The 19,911-nt window shown below is 55.4% G+C and carries 12 protein-coding genes and 2 pseudogenes; 5 read left to right on the top strand and 9 right to left on the bottom strand.

The annotated features are described in order from the left end of the window. The first annotated feature begins 17 nt into the window (after positions 1-17). Both F3J28_RS05055 and F3J28_RS22595 read left to right on the top strand, forming a co-directional pair. Positions 18-674 (top strand): SDR family oxidoreductase, encoded by a 657-nt coding sequence (locus F3J28_RS05055; RefSeq protein WP_286177935.1) that lies wholly within the window; start codon positions 18-20, stop codon positions 672-674. A gap of 40 nt (positions 675-714) precedes the next feature. Beyond that, positions 715-840 (top strand): annotated as a pseudogene (locus F3J28_RS22595) (hypothetical protein); the annotation flags it as partial. 33 nt (positions 841-873) lie between these two features. Here the strand turns inward: F3J28_RS22595 and F3J28_RS05050 are convergent. The 7 genes from F3J28_RS05050 to F3J28_RS22430 all read right to left on the bottom strand — a co-directional run bounded on the left by F3J28_RS05050 (position 874) and on the right by F3J28_RS22430 (position 3,526). Next, positions 874-1,137, bottom strand: coding sequence for a hypothetical protein (locus F3J28_RS05050; RefSeq protein ID WP_166873354.1), 264 nt, complete (start codon positions 1,135-1,137; stop codon positions 874-876). Between the two features lie 56 nt (positions 1,138-1,193). Continuing rightward, positions 1,194-1,376: a DUF2247 family protein gene (locus F3J28_RS05045; RefSeq protein ID WP_286177934.1), complete on the bottom strand. Its 183-nt coding sequence runs from the start codon at positions 1,374-1,376 to the stop codon at positions 1,194-1,196. A gap of 1 nt (position 1,377) precedes the next feature. Next, positions 1,378-1,575, bottom strand: a complete 198-nt coding sequence (locus F3J28_RS22370; protein WP_286177933.1) for a hypothetical protein — start codon at positions 1,573-1,575, stop codon at positions 1,378-1,380. 14 nt (positions 1,576-1,589) lie between these two features. Then, a complete protein-coding gene (locus tag F3J28_RS22365) occupies positions 1,590-1,913 on the bottom strand; it encodes a hypothetical protein (protein ID WP_205247075.1) in 324 nt (107 codons plus the stop codon). Next, entirely contained in the window at positions 1,910-2,182 is a 273-nt protein-coding gene (locus tag F3J28_RS22360) for a hypothetical protein (protein WP_205247074.1), read from the bottom strand. The genes F3J28_RS22365 and F3J28_RS22360 overlap by 4 nt, the downstream gene beginning before the upstream one ends. Beyond that, positions 2,169-2,507 carry a hypothetical protein gene (locus F3J28_RS05035; RefSeq protein WP_166873351.1) on the bottom strand — a complete coding sequence of 113 codons (339 nt, stop codon included), beginning with the start codon at positions 2,505-2,507 and terminating at the stop codon, positions 2,169-2,171. Before F3J28_RS05035 ends, F3J28_RS22360 begins: the two co-directional genes overlap by 14 nt. Positions 2,508-2,656: 149 nt before the next feature. Continuing rightward, a complete protein-coding gene (locus F3J28_RS22430; RefSeq protein ID WP_286177932.1) occupies positions 2,657-3,526 on the bottom strand; it encodes a VENN motif pre-toxin domain-containing protein in 870 nt (289 codons plus the stop codon). Here F3J28_RS22430 and F3J28_RS22425 point away from each other — a divergent pair. The 3 genes and pseudogenes from F3J28_RS22425 (at position 3,518) to F3J28_RS05015 (ending at position 4,509) form a co-directional block, all read left to right on the top strand. Continuing rightward, on the top strand, positions 3,518-3,976 hold the full coding sequence (locus F3J28_RS22425) for a hypothetical protein (RefSeq protein WP_286177930.1): 459 nt from the start codon (positions 3,518-3,520) through the stop codon (positions 3,974-3,976). The genes F3J28_RS22430 and F3J28_RS22425 overlap by 9 nt on opposite strands. A 28-nt stretch (positions 3,977-4,004) precedes the next feature. Beyond that, positions 4,005-4,151 (top strand): annotated as a pseudogene (locus F3J28_RS22590) (helix-turn-helix domain-containing protein); the annotation flags it as partial. 37 nt (positions 4,152-4,188) lie between these two features. Continuing rightward, the gene (locus F3J28_RS05015) at positions 4,189-4,509 is read left to right on the top strand and encodes a SymE family type I addiction module toxin (RefSeq protein WP_166873348.1); all 321 of its coding nucleotides are present in this window, start codon (positions 4,189-4,191) and stop codon (positions 4,507-4,509) included. A 55-nt stretch (positions 4,510-4,564) separates the two neighbouring features. Here the strand turns inward: F3J28_RS05015 and F3J28_RS05010 are convergent, their stop codons facing one another. Next, entirely contained in the window at positions 4,565-5,107 is a 543-nt protein-coding gene (locus tag F3J28_RS05010; protein WP_166873345.1) for an immunity 42 family protein, read from the bottom strand. Between the two features lie 2 nt (positions 5,108-5,109). After that, entirely contained in the window at positions 5,110-19,908 is a 14,799-nt protein-coding gene (locus F3J28_RS05005; protein ID WP_166873341.1) for a hemagglutinin repeat-containing protein, read from the bottom strand. Positions 19,909-19,911: the final 3 nt, after the last annotated feature.

Below are 19,911 nucleotides of genomic sequence, written 5' to 3'. Positions count from 1 at the left end.
AACTTATTGAGGAGTAAATGATGAAAACTTTTCTTAGCATTGGGGCCGGGCCGGGGATCGGCTATGCCACGGCGGAACGCTTCGCCCGTGAAGGTTTTGTGGTGATTTTAGCCGCAAGGAATGCATCGAAACTTGGCGAACTTGCGGCACGCCTCGCCAGCAAAGGCTTCCTGGCGCACGCTAAGGTTGTCGATGCCGCCGATGCCAATGCCGTTGCAGCTTTAATACAGGAGACTGAGACCGAATTCGGCACCCTCGACGTGGTGCACTACAACGCGGCGCATCTGCACCCGGGGTCAGTGCTCGACCAGCAGATCGCCACCTTTAACCCCGACCTTGCGGTCAATATCGGCGGGGCGCTGGCCGCCTCCCAGGCCGCATTGAAAACTATGTTTGCCCGCGGACGTGGCGCCCTGTTGTTCACCGGCGGCGGCTGGGGAGTGCACCCCAACCCGGAATACATCTCGATCAGCATTGGCAAAGCAGGCGTTCGCGCCCTGGCGCTGGGGCTCTTCCCATATGCCAGAGCGCATGGCGTACACGTAGGATCCGTCACGGTAGCAGCGCTGATTGAGCCGGACTCCGCCGAGGCCACCGGCGTGGCCGATACGTTCTGGGCGCTGTACCAGCAGCCCGAAGCCGAATGGGTGGCTGAAATGACGTTTAGCGGATAAAAGTTAGCCTGATTCTGATGGCGGTAAACGCCCGGCAGCGCCGGGTATCATGCAAATCCTGAAGAAGGTCTGTAAGTTCTCAGCACGCAGGCAACGCCAGGTGAGCTTATGGAGGCGATCGGCAGGCCGTATAGGTAAGGTGCTAACTGACTGGCATATAAAGTAAAACCCCGGCCTGGTGGCCGGGGTTTTTACAGGATTAATCAGGATCTGATGGGGGCACTTTACGGGCTTTGCGTTCATCTAGTTTGGCGAAAATCCAAGATCTAAATGCTGTCGCTGTTCCTGCAATAATACTGGCAACTAAAACATGTTTAATATCTGATTGTTTAATATCCACTTCATGACTAATAACAAATTTCACAATTATTAGAGCCACGGAAAAAAATATTACGCAACAGAAAACCATATATGCAATGCTCAGAAACAGTAAGCCTACAGTAGCTTTATTTTTTCGTTCCATTTATTTCATCCTTTACTGCATTGCTGATAAATTCGCCACCTATAGCACCAATAATATCACCTGTGGGAGCTGAACCTGAACCTAAAACAGGGCCTGCTTCCTGTTAATACAATTTTTTCCGCTTTCTTTATTGGCACATCTGAAGTAATGAGATTATTTTTATAACCCCACTTTATATCACACCATGAAAGATGAATGTTTTTATCAATAAAATCAAAAGGTATTGGATATAAATTCATATTATTTTACCTTAGGAGGTCGTTGGTTAGGAATACCAGTAATGCTACCACCTTCAATAAACCTTTGGTGCGTTACGTTTCCTTTATTATCATAGATATATTCAAATATACCTTTCTTATCGTTAAAGGCTCCTTCAGTTTGCAGTGGTTTTCTTTCTATACCATCGCCGCCTTTGATAGTGAAAACTTTTCCATCCATCAATTGCTCACGGCTCAGATAACTTGCTCCCCTATGAGTAGATCTGGTTTTAACCCACTACCAATACGGTCTGCGTCCAGAATTTTATTAACAACCGAAGATTTTAATGCTGTTTCTACCATACCAGTGGTCTTCGCGATCACTTTCTCCGTCAGTACCACGCCTCCTTTTACCACTCCGGCACCACCAGCGAGCAGACTGGCAATATCCGTAACTAACTTCCCACCTTCAACACCGGCATTAAATGACCCGCTGGCTCCAGCATTCTGGTACTCGACTGTGAGTTTATCTATTCTGTCGATATAGGACTGTTTGATTGCATCGCTTACATTACTCAATGCCCATCGCCATCGAATAAAGCAGCAATAGAATTCCAAGTATCAGCAGGGCTCATTCCTGCTTTTACAATCCCTTCAACGGTTTCGTACAATGAAGCAGGAACCCCGGCAATCATGCCTGCTGCAAAACTGCCGTCCTGTCCCAGATCGATGGCTGTCCATTTGGCCTTAGCACCGGCTTTGCAAGCAATGCTCTGACATTCAGCAATTTCTTTATCCCTCTGAACCTGCTGTTTGATGCTCAGATAGTTATTCTCAACCAGACTCACTATAACGTGCTGGAAGTTTGTACCCTTCCGGTATTTCAGGCCAAGAATCTTGCTGATTTATCATTACAACGTCATCAATAATATCCTGGTAAAGATTAGACATGTTTAAAGATGCTATTCTTACCCTTGTTAATGCACATCTAATAGCCACTTGATCTTTTTCTTTTATTGTTTCTTCAAGCAATTTAGTCGCGTTTAAAAAGTCAGCAGAATATTTTTCGTAATTTCCAACGACATCTGATTCAATATTTATACTGGATGCTATTTTTTTCTCTACCATAAGAGTGAGAAGACTACATTTTAGCCTATTTAAGGATGACATCATTTTAGTTTCCGTCCTTCAGCTTCTTGAGTTTTTCTTTCATTTATAGAACCATCTAAATTCAGAACAGCCCTGAAGTTTCCTCGTTTATCAAAAACTTCAATATGATCTTTATGTAGACCATCCAGATAAAACTGATCGCCTTTTTTAATCTAACCACCAACATTATCAGTGGCTTTATAAATGCTCTGCCCCTGGTATTGCTGATTGGTTTTTTGGGTATTGTCCTTAATGGTGCTACCAAATCCCGGCTGCTTCAGGAATTCGCCCATATTTCCAACAGAATTTTTATTTGGATCATATCCCTGATTTTCCATGTGATTTGGTAGATCAGGAGCACCTTCATTATTACCTGTATTGTTCGGTAATTGTTCTACCGACTGATCTCCGCCAGTGTGGTTTGGTCCGATATTAATCTGACCGCCATTATTACCCGTATGATTCGGTCCGGTATTACTCTGACTATTATTGTTCCCTGTATGATTTGGCCCGATATCAACCTGACCGTCGTTATTTCCCGTATGGGAAGGGCCATTTTCTCCCTGATTTATCATTGCCTTAATTGCCGCAATAGCAACCTGAGTCGCTACCGGACAATCTCCCCCAGAGAGGCACTGTTTCACTATGTCACTACCAAACTTTTTCACCACTGCATCCAGCTTTTGCGCCAGCACTGCATTAGCTTCCGTCTGTGGTGTCGTCTGCCCTGCCACTGGCGGAGGTGGTGTCATTAGACTGAGTAAGAAATTATTCTCAACCGCATTCTTCCCGGCCTGCGCGCCCGTGGTCGCCGCTGCGGTGCTGTTCCCCACCACGCCGCCGGCGATCCCTGCCGCCATAGTGCCCAGCAGGCTAACGAGCTGTTTCTGGTCCTGATTCAAATCTCCAGGTTTTGTATTCGGGAACATCTCTGCGGCAATATGCCTTGCCGCCAGTTCGCCGCTGAATGCCCCCGCCGCGCCTGCCGCCGCATTGCCGCCTGAGAGCTGCGCCGCCAGAGCGCCCCAGACCGCATGCGCCATCAGATTGGCAGGTTCATTGCCTTCAGTGGTGCCCTTAATAGCCTGCGCCATCACCGGATTCAGGCCACCCGCCAGGGCTTTATTGAAATCGCCCCCGGCGGCGCCCGCCAGAATGCCGCTCACCGACTGCGCCACCATCTGGTATTTACCGCCGATGCCGTAGTCGCCAAAGGCTTTCTGGTAGTCCTCCGTATTACGCAGTTCTGCAGCGCTCATGCTGGCGTATTTGCTATCTTTGGCACGCACGACATCCAGCGCCTGCAGATCGCCATAGGTGGCCACCACACTGGTCATCTGGCCGCCGATTTCACCGACCAGCTGCGCCGTCTGCAGGCGTTTTTGCTCTTCCTCTTTGTTAAAGATCTGCCCGATACTGCCGTTGGCATGTTCGGTGTCTCGACTCAGCGCAGCAACGTCCTGCTGCTGATTCTCCTGCTACGTTATGCCTGATAACGTCTACTCTCATTAATATGGAAGATTTGAGGATGGCGAGCGGGAACCACAGGATGAATTGAAGCTGAAGTTTGAGGCGATTAAGCAGATGGACGAGGAAGAACTGAAGTCAGTAACATCGATTCTGGATGCGTTGATCCTGAAGCATCAGGCTAACCGACCGATAGAATAGATATTTAACGCGGCTTTAGCGTGATTGCAAGTCAGAGATGATCACAACTGAAGCCCCGGAGCTAAAAACCCGCCGTTATACCGTGGGTTATATCCGTGACTGGAAGACCCCCAACAAGGCCACTTCATCCATCACCCTGAAGGGAATCTGGCTTGATGAGGCGGACTTTGAGACCGGGACGCCGTTGAAGGTACGGGTGATGCCGGATTGTCTGGTGCTGACAGCAGAAGAACCATTGCCGCCACCGCCGCTCGAGCCGGAGATTATGCAGACGCTAAGGAAGGTCTGTAAGTTCTCCGCCCGCAGGCAAAAGCAGGTGACGGAGCTGATCGAGGTCATCGGCAAGACACAGCGATAAGACACTAACTGACTGGTGTATAAAGTAAAATCCCGGCAAAAGTGGCCGGGATTACTTATTTTAGAAGAGAGTCTGCATATTCTTTTACATTGAACATAATTTCATTTATTTCATTTATTGATATTGTTACGTCTTCTAACAATGGTTTAGCTATGCTCTCCCATATATTTCTTCCTTCACTTTCATCTTTAACAAGATGTTCTGTTATACCACCAATGATTCTCAAAGATACATCGTTTGCGACAGCAAAAAAGCATCCACCAAACTCACTGACGTTTGGTGATGTAATACAATAGTCAAATACTTGTTCAGGATACTCATCTTCTTCAGAAGGCTCAGGATAAGCTAAACGAAACAAATTCTTAAATGCATCCTCTGTGGGTAAAGAAAAAATATCCTTATTTTGAGGATGTGATATCAAAGCACAATCGTTAGCAATAATCTCATAGAGATCAGAAAACAATGTCGACGTCCTAACATCACCTGGATATAAATTTCCATTTATGACTAAATAAAACAATCCATTTTTAATAGCCCCTCCCCATTGAGGGACATATTCTGTCCAAATAGCAAAACGATATGGATCACCAAAAATCATATTTACCTCCATTTTCCTGGCAAGCCGAATTCTTTTTTAACACTATTTGGAACATCACTTTTCTTTAACGGTACAGTTTTATCTCCTGTGCTCCCAGACCAGTGCCATGTCCCATCATTTGTATTGGTAAATTGATGAACATTTCCTTCAGCATCAATTGAATATCGTTTTTTTCCACCAACAACGGATGTTCCAAATAGATCTATAGAGTTTTTGGGTTCTGTTCCGGCATTGAAACTATAGCCTTGTTGTCCTGGTGTATGTTTCGGGTTGGATTGATAATTCAGACCATTTTTTGCAGGAGTTGCGATAGGTGTTGGTAGTGGGCTACCTTTACCTGCTTTGCTCACGCCACCAAAAGCCGTAGCCGCTGCCGCCGCGATAGTATTTGCCTGAACAACATCAAGACCATACTGCTTTTGGAGTGCTTCCGACACTTGCGTGGTTGCAACAACACCTTCCACTTCCAGTTGCTGCGCAAAGGTCGCCGTCAGATCGTAGACCATCTTGATCGGGATATCTTCACCCAGCGCACGATCTATCGCCTGCTTCACTGCCAGACTATCGGTCAGCACGTCGCCGTATTTTTGCTGACAGCTTTCCGGACTGGCGGCACAGTCGCTGATTAACTGCTTCTGCTGCGCGATGCTTAACTCTTCATACTTCTTAATTATACCGCCGCAGTCCCCTCCAGAAGCCTGACAGGATTTCATTTCAGCGGACCAGTCATCCACCTGCTTGCTGCTTAAATAATTATTCTCAACAGCATTCTTCCCGGCCTGAGCGCCGGTAGTCGCCGCTGCGGTGCTGTTCCCTACCACGCCGCCAGCGATCCCTGCCGCCATGGTGCCCAGCAGGCTAACGAGCTGTTTTTGGTCCTGATTCAAATCCCCAGGTTTTGTATTCGGGAACATCTCTGCGGCGATATGCCTGGCCGCCAGCTCACCGCTGAATGCCCCCGCCGCGCCTGCCGCCGCATTGCCGCCTGAGAGCTGGGCCGCCAGGGCGCCCCAGACCGCATGCGCCATCAGATTGGCAGGTTCATTGCCTTCAGTGGTGCCCTTAATAGCCTGCGCCATCACCGGGTTCAGGCCACCCGCCAGGGCTTTATTGAAATCGCCCCCGGCGGCGCCCGCCAGAATGCCGCTCACCGACTGCGCCATCATCTGGTATTTACCGCCGATGCCGTAGTCGCCAAAGGCTTTCTGGTAGTCCTCCGTATTACGCAGTTCTGCAGCGCTCATGCTGGCGTATTTGCTATCTTTGGCACGCACGGCATCCAGCGCCTGCAGATCGCCATAGGTGGCCACCACGCCGGTCATCTGGCCGCCGATCTCACCCACCAGCTGCGCCGTCTGCAGGCGTTTTTGCTCTTCCTCTTTGTTAAAGATCTGCCCGATACTGCCGTTGGCATGGTCGGTGTCGCGGCTCAGCGTGGCAACGTCCTGCTGCTGATTCGCCTTGTCACGCACGGTGATACTACCATCTGCCACGGCGGATTGCGTGGTGCCTTCGGCGTGGCCTTTCCCGTTCATCCCGGCCAGCAGCGTACCAACGTTCGCGAGGCCGTTAGTGGCCAGCATTGATCCGGCAGATATATTAGTCCCGCCGGACAGGCTCACTCCGCTATGGCTGACGCTGTAGTCGGCTTTATTGCTGATATCAGTGAAGCCCAGCGTCCCGGTATCGAGGCTGTTTTTATCCGCCCCGGCCCGGCTGGCTATCACCGCCCCGTTAAGCTGGGTATGGTTGCCCACGGTAATGTCAAAGCCGCCGTTTCCGGCAAAAATACCGCTTTGCTCCAGCACCGAGTCATAGGTGCTCTTCATCTTGTCCTGGCTGAGACTGACAGAACCGGATGCGCCCGGGTTGGTGCCCCAGGTGTAGCTGCCCCCTGCGGCCATGCTGGTTTGCTTGCTGTCGTAGTTGTTCGAGTCCTGCTGGCTGCCGATCAGCAGGTCCCGGCCAATTTCGGCGACAACTTTATCGCCGTTGACCTGGGCCCCGTTCAGAATGGCGTCCCGGCCGCTGGTGAGCGACACCGCGCCGCCGCTGTCGAGCGTGGTTTCCGTCCAGCTGGTGCCGTTCCCTTTGTCCTTACCGTTGGCGGCGTTGACGTTGGCAAAGACGCTGAGCCCCGCCGAACCGCTGTTCACGCCGAAACCAACGCCAATCCCGCCGCCGCTGCTGCTGTTTTTGCCGGTCGTCAGCTGCGTATTGGCCGCCCCGCCCAGGACAATATCCTGGCTCGCAGAAAGCGATGTATCGCCGCCCGCTTTAAGCTGGCTGCCGCCAATCAGGATATTGCCGCTGTCCGCACTGTTTCCTTTTCCGGTGGCGGTGATGCTCAGATCATTCCCGGCCGTCAGAGTCGAGCCTTTGACCACATCCGACTCGGCGTGCTGCTCAGATTTCGATTTTTGCGTGGTCAGGGAGACGCTTACCCGAATGCCGTTGTCAGGATCTTTGTCTGCCCCCGCTTTCTGGTCGTTCAGATACGCCTGGCCCCCGGCCAGCGCCGTTTTCGTTGCCTGTAGGGCAGCCAGTCTGCCGTCACTTTCATTTTTGGTTGTTTGCGCGGTCTCTACCGCGCTGTTGACAGCGTCGCCTACCGCCCCGGACAGCGCCACGGTCAGCCCGGTGCTCTTCTGCTCAAATTTCTCATCGCGGGTACGTTTGTCGTGCCCCGGCTCAATGAGCACGCTATCGCCAGCGACCGACAGATCCTTACTTGCGACCAGGTCGGCGCCGCCAATATGCGCCGTTCCGCCTGCATTGACGCTGACGTTGCCGCCGGTAGATCCTACGGTGCTGACGCTTTGACTTTGCGTGGTCCCCTGCTCGCGCAGATCGTGGGTACTTTTGCTGCTGCCGATGGTAAAGCCGATGCCGCCGGTGCCCATCAGGCCGCTCTTTTTGGTCTCCTTGTAGTGCCAGGCCGTGTCAGTTTCCGTCGCGGCCACGATATCGACGTTATTGCCCGCGTTCAGCACCACATTGCCGTCGCCCACCACGGAGGAGCCTTTCACCAGCAGGTCGTTGCCCGCTTTCAGCGTCACGTTGTCGCCGCTCAGCAGCGTTCCGGCCTCGTGGGTCGAGCTGGTTTCATTGATGGTGTGCGTGGTTTTGCTGCTGAGGAAACCTTTTTTGGTTTTGGTTTCTTCGTCGTAGTGGTAGTCGCTCTCGGTGGCCGTGGCCAGGTTGATATCCCGTCCTGCGCCCACGCCGATATCCCCGTGGGCCGTCACCTGCGCGGCCTCGGTGTTAACATCGCGCCCGGCAATAATTGTGGTGTTACCGCCGCTGGCGATCTCCGTGCCCTGCTGGCGCACGGACTCGTTGATATCCACCTTTTTCTTCGCGGTGTATTGGTCGCGGTGGGTAGATTCCGCCGCCTCTAAGTTAACGTCCCGCCCGGCCTGTAAACCGACGTTGTTTTCGGAGTACAGGTTACTGGCCTTAACAGCAATATCGCGACCAGCCTGCAGGCTAAGCGTTCCCCCGCTGGTGATTGAACTTCCCTTGTACCCACTGTTTTCTTCAAAATAACTACCGACCTGCTTACGATCCACAAGCTGGTTGCCCGTAATAGTGATGTCATCCAGCGCCTTTAGCAGCATATCGCCACCTGCACTGAGGTTGGCCCCGGTATTGAGGATGTCTTTGCCGGCGCTGAGGCTCAGGCCATCGGCGGCTGTAATGGAAGCGAGTGGGCCAACTTCCGTATTGGTGAATGCCAGTACCGGATTGTTACGCCCGCTCGCCTTACCGCCAGTATCCCACTGGCTGGTCAGCGTCTGGTTAATGATGCTGCCGCCCACGCTCTCGAGGCTGACTTTCTGCCCGGCGATGGTGGAGCCAATATTGTTGATATCCCCCAGGGCGCTGAGCTGCAGGTTACCGGCGGAATTCATTGCCCCGCCGTTAATATTGCTGATGGCGTTCTGGCTGCTGGCGCTCAGCAGCGCTTTGCCCTGCAGCGTGCTGCCGTCGTTGGTAATATTGCCGGCGTTGAGGATCACCTGATTCCCGGCGATGACGCTGCCGTTATTCACCGCGACGTCCTTCGGCGAGATATACAGTTTAGGGACCAGGACATTTTGTCCGTCGATTACCGCGTTCTCCCACCACAGGATGCTGGAATCCAGCGCCGCGACCTGGTCCGCGGAAAGGCTGACGCCCAACTTAAGACCCAGTTTGTCCCGAGCCTGAGCGGCATGATCAATCAGGTACTGCATCTGTTCCAGATCGGAGCCGACGCCATTCACGTAACGGTTGCCGGTCTGATTCAGGATCTGATTGCTGACATAGCGGGTATCAAAGGCCGCGTCCCCGAGGAAGCGGTAGTCATAGTCCGGGCGCAGGTTCAGGCGAGCGAGGAAATAATCCGAGCCCAGGAATTTATTGGTATCGGTATAAGTGGCACGCGTTTCCTGCGGTGCGGTTGGTCCGGCCATCCCGGCAAGCTTGTAGATATCATTGAACAGGCTGTTGTCCAGCTGTCCAAGACTATCCAGCTTGGGGTTGGTGACGATCAGATACGGGCTTTTCGGATCTTTATTCGCGACAAAATAGCCGTTATCGCTGGCAGGCAGCGGATAATCGCTGAGCTTAACTGGCGACCCGCTGGCCGTCAGCTTCGAGGTAATCGCCGAAATATCCGTCAGTTCAATCGGACGATAATCATACCCTGGCGGCGGCGGTGTTTTCCCCCCGCTGGAGAGCTCGATAATTTTCGTCGTCACCGCCACTATCTCGCCATTCTTATCCCGGGTGGCAAGCTCTGATTTATTCCCGGCCTGCTGGTTTGCCAGCCCGACGGTATTATCAGAGATAGCGGTGAGCTTGCCGCCGTTATTATTGGCCTCGGTAAGGGACGTTGTATTGGCGGCCAGATCGATAGCTGAACCGGAACCGCCATTCTGCTGGTTTAGCCCCTGAGAATTGATCGCCGCCAGCTTGCCTCCGGCCTGCCCGTAATCCCCGATGTTTTGCTGCGAACGATCGACGGTCGCCAGGCCAGTGTTACCGCCCGCCCGGTCAGTCAGGTTTTCAGCCTGGCCGACGGTGTTGCCGTTTGCCGGTAACGTAATGGCGGCCTGCGGAGCGGCCACATTATTGCTGGTGCCCGCGTTTAGGCCCGTGGCCTGCGTGCCCGCGCTTACGCCCGGCCCCGTCGCTAAATTCAGCCCTGGCGCGCTGCGCCCAGGTGTATAGCCCGGCGTATTCGCTGTCACGGAAGTATTGCTGATATTGTTGCTGAAATTGGCAACAACTGCGCCCCCGGCCTGAATCACAGCCCGATAGGTGACATCCCCTTCGGATGTTTCAGTGATTACCCCAGGCTGGAGTGCGTATTTGAAAATTGTGTTTGCAGAATCCCCTCGAAGACCACGTTTAACACTCTCTATACTTCCATCGACAGGAATACTATTCCATCCATTATTGCACCTGTCCGGATATTGTTGACAGAGCGGATCAACAGGTGTGCTGTAAACCTGGTAAACTGACGTCTTACCTGATATCGCAGATTTATTACTCAGTGTTTCACCAGTAATTTGGATGTTATTTCTTGCCAGAAGATTACTTGCATTATTTTCTAATTGATTGGCCGACAAATAAAAATTATTGCCGGATGAAATTCGTGCGGCACTCCCTTGCGCTGTGGCCGTTACCGTTTTCTCACTTATCAGTTTTTTAATTTGATCTGGATACATTAATTTTAAAGAAAATGTATCTACGCAGGTTTTACCGGAGTTTTTTTCACTACCTCCGGTACATTTTTCACCATAGTAATAAGCTAACTTGCGAGGATCGATATCACCAGCGCGAATGTAAATATAAGACTCACCACTCCCCGGATAATTCTGCACGCTCTCGGAATAGGTAAACCCATCCCGCTCATTCAATAAATGCAAGGTGCGAATAGAAATATCGCCATTCTGCGTTTCAATACTTCCCGAGGTATTCACCACTTCCGCGTTGGCGTTGCCCGCCGCATCGCGCTGCATCCACAGGCTGTTGCCCGCCAGAATGTCGCCGCGATAGTTGCGGATGCTGTTGGCCAGCAGGCTCATATTATTGCCCGCATACAGCAGGGCGCTGTTGAGCAGCGTCCCGCCCGCGCTGGCAATTAAATCACCGGCGGTGCCGACGAAGCCCGCGTTGTTGATACCGTTCTGGCTGGTCAGGCGCAGCGTCCCGCCCGCCTGCACGCTGCCTGCACCGTTCAGGTTCAGCTGACCGGCACTGAGGTGGCTTTCGCCGTAGCCCGCCCGAACCTGCCCGTTATTATTCAACGTGCCTGCGGCAGAGAGTTGCACGCCCTGGCCCTGCAGCAGGCCATTGACGTTAATATCGCCCTGACTGCTGACCGCCAGCGTATTGCCAGCCGCCAGCGTAGTCAGCTGGTTGTAGCTGCCCTGACTGTTCAGCGACAGGTTGCCCAGCGCCGCCACCTGTCCCTGCAGGCTGGTATTCCCGGCGTTGATCCCCATATTGCCCTGGCTAAGCAGCCGCGCCCCGGCAGCGCTGTTAACCAGGCTGGCCGTGATGCCCAGATTCTGCGTCGCGTACACGGTGCCGTTGTTGTCCAGTTGCCCTGGGTTAACGGTTAAATTGCCCCCCTGCAGCATGCCGTTATTCAGGATATAGCTGCCGCCGATCGTCCCCTGCTGCTGTGCCAGTACCGTTCCGCCGTTGTTGAGCGAGCCCGCATTAAGCGTAAGTGCGAAGCCCTGAACCCAGCCGCCGTTGGTAAACCCAGGCGTATTGAGCGTAAGCAGACCGCCGCTCAGGAGCTGCCCCTGGTTGCTACCGCTGTTGCGCAGGTCGATGCGAGTATTGCCGTTCCCCTGAACGGTGCCGGTGTTGGTTAGCTGCTGCGCCCCAAGATCCAGGCTGCCCTGGCTGAGCAGGACCGCATTCTGTCCGTTATCCAGGCTGCCGCTCAGCGTGCCGGTGAGGGCAGAATTCGCTTCTATACGTCCCTGATTGCTCAGTGCGGCGGCGTTGAGCGTCACCGCGTTGCCCTGGACGTGGCCCAGGTTGGTAATGATATTGGCGCCCACCGACAGCAAACCGTTGGTCAGTAGTTTGGCGCCGCTTTGCACATCGAGGTTACCGCCCAGCGAGATCCCCAGCCCATCAACGCCGCTGATAGTGCCGCCGTTATTGAGTGAGTTGCCGCTGAGCGTGAGATTTTTGGCCTGGATCTGCCCCTGGTTTGTCATCCCCGGCGCCGTGACGGTCGCCGCGTCATTGGCCGTTATTGAACCGCTATTCGTCAGACCGGACGCCAGCGCCAGATCGAGGTTACCGGTACTTTGCAGCGTGCCGTTATTTTGCAACTGCTGCGCGTCCAGCTTCAGGTACTGCGCCTGCCACAGGCCGCCGTTGGTGACGTTCTGCCCGGACACCAGCATCGCGCCCTGGGTTTGCATGGCGCCGCCCAGCCGGTTGTTGATGTCCTGCTGAGGCTGCAGGGTCAGCGATTTCAGGCCAATCACCGAACCCGCGTTGTCTATCGCCCCGTTGTTGGCCGTGAGATTGCTGCCCTGAATATTGCCGCGGTTCAGCAGCGCGCCGCCGCTGAGCGTTAAGTCCCCCTCGCTCAACACTGCGCCGGTGTTGGTTAACGATCCGGCGGTTATCTGGCTCACGCCCTGGCTGAGCAAACGCCCGCCGTTGGTCAGGTGGTTATCAACCTGGGCCGTCAGCCCGTTGATACCGAGCGCGCTGCCGCTATTGTCCCAGTCAGTCGCTTTCACGCCCAGGGTCTGCCCCTGCATAACGCCGGCATTGCTGATCTGTTGGCCATTCAGCGCCAGCTGCCCGCCCGTGAGCATTTTGCCGCCTGACAGGTTGGTCAGCGTAGCGCCGTTAACTGTCAGGCCATTGTCTCCCTGCACCGCACCCGAGTTATTCAGAATCGATACGGCCAGCGAGGCATTGCTGGCCGCCAGCTGCCCGGCGTTGTCCAGTTGCCCGCCGGTTAACGTTAACCCTCGCAATGCAACCAGGCGCGCGCCCTGCTGATTATCGAGATGGTTAGCCGCATTCAGCGTCAGATCTTGTCCCTGAAGCGTGCCCTGGTTTTCCAGGGTGTCGGCACTGACGCTCAGCCCCTGACTGGAAAATATTACGCCCTGATTCAGGAGCTTAGGCAGCGCAAGCGTGAGCGCCCCGCCGGTAAGAATTTGTCCCTCTTTCTGGTTGGTCAGCGTCAGGGTGGCTGGCGTGGCAGACGCCAGTCTCAGCGCCGTATTGCCCTGCAGTAAGCCTGCGTTATTCAATGCGTTGGCGGTGATCCCCACGGTGTCTGCCGCCAGCGTGCCCTGGTTATTAACGTCCGCCGCTTGCAGAGAAAGATCTTTCTCTGCCAGAATTTTTGCCGCGCTGCGGTTGAGAATACTGTTCGCAAAGTTCAGCGCTACGCTGCCGCCCTGCAGCGAGCCCTGGTTGTCCAGGTTTGCCCCTGAAAGCACCAGGGCATCTTTCACCGAGATCAGGCCCAGGTTGACCATCTGCGGAATTGTCAGATTAACCGAGCTGCCGCTGACCAGCTGCCCGCCCGCCAGGTTGTTAAGCTGCGGGGTATGCAGCGCTAGCGCGTTTTCCCCCTGAATCACGCCCAGGTTATCAACCTGGCCGCTGCTGAGTTCGAGTTTGTCGGCCGCGACAACCCCGCTGTTGCCAAGGGTACCGCTTTGGCTCTTCAGCTCGCCGGAGGCCAGCAACCTGCCGGTGCTTTGGTTATTGAGCTGTCGGGCGATGTTAAGCGTTACGTCCCTGGCGGACAGTCGCCCCTGGTTATCCAGGGCATCGGCACTCAGAAGCAGGCTATCGCGGGCCTGAACGGTTCCTGCGTTGGTAAACTCCGGCAGGTTAAGCGCCAGAGAACTGCCGGAAAGGATCTGCCCGCCGGTGAGGTTTTCGAGTCTGTTGGTCTCCAGCGTAAAGGCTGATGTGCCCTGCAGCAAACCGCTGTTGCCAATGCTGTCAGCTTTCAGGCCGAGGCTATCCGCCGCCAGCTGCCCGTGGTTAGCCAGCGAGCCGGTGTTAAGGTCCATCGCCTGGAGGCCGATGAGCGAGCCGTCATTATTCCAGCGGTTCGCCGCCAGTGTCAGCGCCTGCCCCTGTATTGCCCCGGCGTTATCCACGCTGTCGGCGGTCAACGCAAGGTTTCCGCCGCTTAATAGCTTCCCACCGCTCAGGTTGTTCAGGACGCGCACGACCACAGGCTGAGCTGCAGCAAAACTTCTCAGCCGCATGGTCTGCGGGCGAGTTTCACCGGCACCGGAAAGCGAAAGGCCGGTATTGCCCTGCACCAGTCCGCCATTATTGAAAATGTTGACCGCCAGGCGTGCGTTATCCGCCGCCACGGTGCCGCTATTGGTGAGTGACTCGCCGGTGTAATCCAACGAACCGGTTGCCAGAAGTTTCCCTGTCGCCTGGTTAGTTAGCCCGTTTTGCAAGGCAAGTGTGAGCGTGTCCCCCTGAACGATACCGTCGTTGTCGAGGCTGGTGCCGGTGATATTCAGCCCCTGCTTAGCCAGCAGCGTGCCTTTGTTTGTCACGGCGGCACTGTGAAGATCCAGCGTACTATTGCTTTGGAGCGTGCCAAGATTGTGAAGCGTGTCAGCCTGAACACCGGCCCTGGTCGCGGCCAGGACGCCATTATTATCCAGCTGGCCGGTGGAAAGCTGCAGCTCTCCCTGACTCAGAATCTGCCCGTCGTTAGTGACCGATTTATCGGTGTTAATCGACAGCCTGTCTTTGCCGGACAGCGACCCCGTATTGCTGAGATTTGTGCCCTGCAGCGTCAATGTTTGCCCCTGCAGCAATCCCTGATTGCTCAGCTGGTCGCCTTGCATATCGAGCCAGCCGCCGGTCAGCACTTTACCTGCCGCGCCGTTGCCAAACTGAGTGGCGTTGAGCTTCAAACTGCTGTCGCCCTGCAGCAGGCCATCGTTTTGCCCCTGTATAGCAGAGAAGGTGACGTTGTCACCGATAATCTGTCCGGCGTTAGTCCAGCCGCCAGCGGTCATTGCCAGCCGGTTGTCCGCCTGCAGTGAGGCTCCGGCCAGATTGTTTAACTGCCCGCTCAGGTTGAAATCCAGATTTTGGGCGTCGATGGCGCCGAGGTTATCTAAACGTCCCCCGTTGAGCTGGAGGTGTTTGACTGCAGAAATGCTGCCTGCATTATTTAACACCGGCAGGGTCAAAGTGACGTCATCGCCCCCGGCCACCGTTGCCCCTTTATCGTTTTGCAGGGCAGCGGCGGTGAAGGTGAGTTTGCCGTCGGCCTGAATCAGACCGCTGTTGTTGACCTGGGCTGACCCGGTATCAAGACTCAGGGCAGAGGCCGCGATAATGCCGGTATTGCTGAGTGGACCGGTCGTCAGGCCGAGAGTGTTCTGACCGATTAGTCGACCGCCATTGTTGAACGCCCCGCCAAACAAAATATTCAGCGCGTCGCGACCAAGGATCTGCCCCGTATTTTGCCCGCCGTTTTGCCCACCGGTGAGCGAAATAGTTCTCCCCTGCAGTCGGCCGGCGTTATCCAGACGCCCAGCATTCACGGCAATGCTTCCGTCACTTAATAGCTGGCCTGTGTCACCGTTAGTCAGCGTTTTGCCCCGAGAGCTAATACTCTGGTTACCCTGGAGCAATCCATTATTGGTCAGGTCATCAACCGTCAGGGTAGTATTGTTGGCAATCAGTTTCCCGGCGTTACTGCCCTCAGGAGTTATCACCGAGAGCGTGTTGTCGGCGAGGAGCACGCCACCGGACTGGTTATCCAGCTCTTGGGCAAGCCTGAGGCTAAGGTCACCGGCTTCAATATTACCGCTGTTTTGCAGGGCCAGGGCATCAATGGCCATCCCTTGTCTGACTGATATCAGCCCGGCATTCACCAGTTGTTCAACCCGCAATTCCCCGGCCTGACCGCTCATTTCCGCCCCGCGGGCATTGCTCACCGTCTTACCGCTCAGCGACAGCGACTCAGAACCGTGCACGATACCGCCGTTCGTCATCCGGGCGGCATCCAGCGTCGTAAGACGGCTCACAACCTGCCCCTGATTATCGAAGAGGGGCGTCGACAACTGTAAGGCGTTATCGGCCAGCAGAACGCCTGTCGCCAGGTTATTCGCCCGTTCGCGGGCAGTCACCTGCAGGTCACTGCCTTCAATGTGACCGCTGTTATCCAGCATCGCCACGCCGATCGTCAGCCCTTGTTCCACCGAAATCAGCCCGGCGTTAATCAGCGTCGGAATGTTCAGCGTCAGACCACTGCCGCTGATAATTTTCCCCTGCGCGAGGTTATTCAGCGCCGTGGCACCCAGATGCAGCGATTTTTCGCCCTGCAGCAGGCCGCTGTTGACGTTACGCTGGCTGTCGACGCTGAGGTCGGCCGCCGCCAGCGTGCCCTGGTTTTCGAGGCTGCCGCTGGTCAGGGCGAGTTTGTCCTTGCCGAGAATTTTACCCGTGTTAACAAGGCTATCTGTCGCGGTCAGGTTGAGGATGGACAAGCCAAGCAGCTTGCCGCTGTTGGTCATCTGGCCGGCATTGAGCGTCGCGCTGTCGGCCTGAATCTCTCCCGCATTGGTCATCTGGCGAGCGGCAAGTGTCAGCTGCCTTTCAGCCAGTACGGTGCCCCCCGTGGCGTTGTTGAAGGTATCGCCTGTGGCTTTGAGCGCAGAATCCCCTTGCAGCAAGCCCGTGTTAGTGACGTTTTGTGCGTCCAGAACGGTACTGTCGGCAATTAACTGGCCGGCGTTATCTAACTCAGGAGCAGAAAGCTGCAGGTTGCGTTTTGCCACCAGCACGGCGCCGGCAAAGTTATTCACTTTGTCACGCAGTTTTAGCTGAAGATCCTGCGCTTCAATGCGGCCCCGGTTATCGAGCGTCAGCCCTTCGAGGGTTGCGCCCTGGTTAGCGGAAATCACCCCCGCGTTCACCAGGGCCTGAACGGTCACGTTCGCCCCGCCGCCGCTTTGCAGCCAGCCTTCGTTGGTCACGCTCCCGGCGCTGAGATCAAACTGACCGCCGGCGATGACGCCCTGAGCGTCCGGCTGGCCGACGATGATTTTCCCTTGTGGGCCGTTATTCAGATCCCCGCTAACGCTGGCCGTTAAGCTCTCGCTTCCGCGGGTCAGCCCGCTGTTATTCCATTGCCCCGCGCCGATAGCGAGATTTTTTCCCTGCAGGCTCCCGGCGTTATTGAAGCTGCCAGCCGAGAGCGAGAGCGCATCTTTCGCCAGCAGTGCTCCACTGGCCTGGTTGTCTACCTGCTGGCCCGCTTTCAGCGTCATCGCCTGAGATTCAATATTCCCGCTGTTAACCAGCATCAGGCTATCAATGGCCAGCCCCTGCTGAACGGAAATCAGGCCTGCATTGGTGAGCTGCGGGATGCTGAGCGCCAGGCCGCTGCCGCTGATGATTTTGCCGCCGCTTCGGTTAGCCAGGTCCGCGGCCGTTAACGTGAGATTCTGACCGCCCTGAATCAGGCCGCCGTTGTCTAGCGTGGTGCCATGCAGCGCGAGGGAGGCCGCCTCAAGCTGGCCGGTGTTTTTTAGCTGTGCCGCCGTTGCATTCAGGTTTTTCTCAGCCAGCATGCTGCCGGTGTTGGTCAGGGCGGTCTGCGCAGCGACGTCAAGCGCGGAGGCCGCTACCTGCCCGGCGTTGTTAAAGCTATCGGAGGTACTGTTCAGTCCATTGCGTGCGGTGATTTTGCCGCTTGTCTGGTTGTCGATATTCCCGACGATGGCCAGCGTCAGCGCATCGCTGTCCAGCGAGCCCCGGTTGGTAAAGTTCAGGGCATTAAGCTGTAAGTTGTTTTGCGCCAGCAGGGCACCACCGGCCTGTTGCACAATATTGTCTGCGGTGAGCAACATTGCGCCATCAGCCTGAATATTTCCGCTGGTGTCGATCTGACGGGCGCCAAGCGTAACGGTATTACCTTTGGTGCTTCCGCTGTGTGTCAGTGTGCCGGTGTTAATCACGAGCGCACCTTTTGCGGCCTGCGTACCGCTCAGCGTGAGGCTATTATTAGCCTGCAGCAGCATATTGCCTTCAGATTGCAATTGCCCGCCGGCAAGGGTTTCAAATCGCCCGCCCTTGAACGTCAGATCTTTTTGCGAGGTGATTTGCCCGGCGCTTTGTAGCTGCTGCGTAACCAGCTCAAGGTTGCCCCCGCTTGCCAGCGAGCTTCCCTGTTGGCCGTAAAACTGCTGGCTGCTTAATGCGACCGCCTGCTTACCATTCACCGTCCCCGCATTACTGAACGTTCCGGACTCAAGCGCAAGATTGCCGCTGCTCAGCAGTTGACCATTCCGGCCAATATTGAAGGTGTTGCGACTGGTCCACGCCTGGTCGGTGCCGCTGCTCAACATGCCGTCTATCCAGGCATCCCCGGTCGTGGCCGTGAGTCCTGCCCCGGCCAGCATCTGGCCGCTGTGTGTGAACGAACCGAGGTCGAGCTGGATATTACGCTGTGCCTGTATGTTCCCGCTGTTGTTGAGGCTGCTGGCTCTGGCGTTCAGGTCCCCGTTGGCCGTAATCTGGCCGCTGTTGCTTACCTGGCCTGCGGATAAAGCAATGTCTCGCCCCGCCGTCAGCTTCCCGGCATTGCCCATGTCTGCCCCCGCGCTGGCCCGGATCGCGCCGCCCGCGTTGGCCTCGCTGGCCGCGTCCATGCTTACCGCCCCGGCATTGAGAGCAATGTCATTGCCTGCGGTGAGCTGGCCGTTGTTCAGCGTCAGTTTTCCGCTGCCGTTCAGCGTGATTTCCCTGTCGCTGGCTAACTTACCGTTGGCGATGGTGATGTCAGAGCGGCTATTAACCTGCGTTGCGCCCCCACTTTTATGCTCGCCGCTCAGCACGACGCTATCCGCCTGAGCCGAGAGATCCCCGCTTGCAAGGCTGTTATTCACCACCAGCTTGCCGCTGGCATCCAGGGTGATGTCGCCCTGGCGCGCGTTCAGGTTCCCCAGGTTGACGCCCACGCCTTTGTCACTGGAAACAAGGTGAATACGATTGGCATACATGCCGCCCAGCGCGCCGGTATCCACTGCAACCACGGGCGCGGCACCTTCTCCGGCTATCGGCGTGACCGCGCCCGTGGATGAAACACGGTTGGCGCCCACGGTCACCTTAAGATCTTTGGCGTGAATACCGGCGTTGACTTCCGTTGCTCGGGCAATGATCGACAGCGCATCGGTTTTGCTGGCATCGAGGCCCTGGCCTTCGACCGTGATGGTACCTTTGCTGACATCCAGCGCCAGCAGGTTACCTGCCGCATCAAACTGAGGTTTGCCCGTGGTCAGCGTGGCATTGGGGGTATTGATAAATCCACAGCCGTTACAGGTAATGCCGTAGGGGTTAGCGACCATCACGTTGGCCGCCTTGCCCGCCACTTCGGTATAACCCTGCAGCTGTGAGCGATTGCCGCCGATGACTTCATTGATGATGCCGGTCGCTTCCTGGCCGGCCCGAAGGTTAGGGTTGTTCTGAATAATCCCCCCGAGCTGAGTTTGCGTCATCTGCCCGGTGGCGTTGTTAAGGATCAGTCCCTCTTTTCCGACGTTATAGTCCTGGTACTGGTTATGGGAAATACCCGCCTGGTTGGGCGTGGCGATGTTAACTACCGGGACGCCGTTTCCGGCCTGATCCATCTGCGTACCCGGCGTGACCGGGTTGATGGTCGCCGCCACCGCCGGAAAGACCGGCTGCCCGGCAATCAGGCAGATGATGAGGTAACTTAACAGGCGCTGCGCTAATCCAACCGGGTGCTTATCCATATT

This window comes from Enterobacter sp. Ap-1006, from assembly GCF_011752835.1.
GTDB lineage: Bacteria > Pseudomonadota > Gammaproteobacteria > Enterobacterales > Enterobacteriaceae > Cedecea.
The sequence above is the reverse complement of the archived record's forward strand: the minus strand, read 5'-3'. Positions and strand labels throughout refer to the sequence as shown.

What these genes read in the sequence shown, in the direction of transcription:
- F3J28_RS05055 (WP_286177935.1), top strand. Translation starts at nt 18, where the DNA reads ATGATGAAAACTTTTCTTAGCATTGGGGCCGGGCCGGGGATCGGCTAT.
- F3J28_RS05050 (WP_166873354.1), bottom strand. Translation starts at nt 1,137, where the DNA reads ATGGAACGAAAAAATAAAGCTACTGTAGGCTTACTGTTTCTGAGCATT.
- F3J28_RS05045 (WP_286177934.1), bottom strand. Translation starts at nt 1,376, where the DNA reads ATGAATTTATATCCAATACCTTTTGATTTTATTGATAAAAACATTCAT.
- F3J28_RS22370 (WP_286177933.1), bottom strand. Translation starts at nt 1,575, where the DNA reads ATGGATGGAAAAGTTTTCACTATCAAAGGCGGCGATGGTATAGAAAGA.
- F3J28_RS05035 (WP_166873351.1), bottom strand. Translation starts at nt 2,507, where the DNA reads ATGATGTCATCCTTAAATAGGCTAAAATGTAGTCTTCTCACTCTTATG.
- F3J28_RS22425 (WP_286177930.1), top strand. Translation starts at nt 3,518, where the DNA reads ATGCGCCATCAGATTGGCAGGTTCATTGCCTTCAGTGGTGCCCTTAAT.
- F3J28_RS22430 (WP_286177932.1), bottom strand. Translation starts at nt 3,526, where the DNA reads ATGGCGCATGCGGTCTGGGGCGCTCTGGCGGCGCAGCTCTCAGGCGGC.
- F3J28_RS05015 (WP_166873348.1), top strand. Translation starts at nt 4,189, where the DNA reads ATGATCACAACTGAAGCCCCGGAGCTAAAAACCCGCCGTTATACCGTG.
- F3J28_RS05010 (WP_166873345.1), bottom strand. Translation starts at nt 5,107, where the DNA reads ATGATTTTTGGTGATCCATATCGTTTTGCTATTTGGACAGAATATGTC.
- F3J28_RS05005 (WP_166873341.1), bottom strand. Translation starts at nt 19,908, where the DNA reads ATGGATAAGCACCCGGTTGGATTAGCGCAGCGCCTGTTAAGTTACCTC.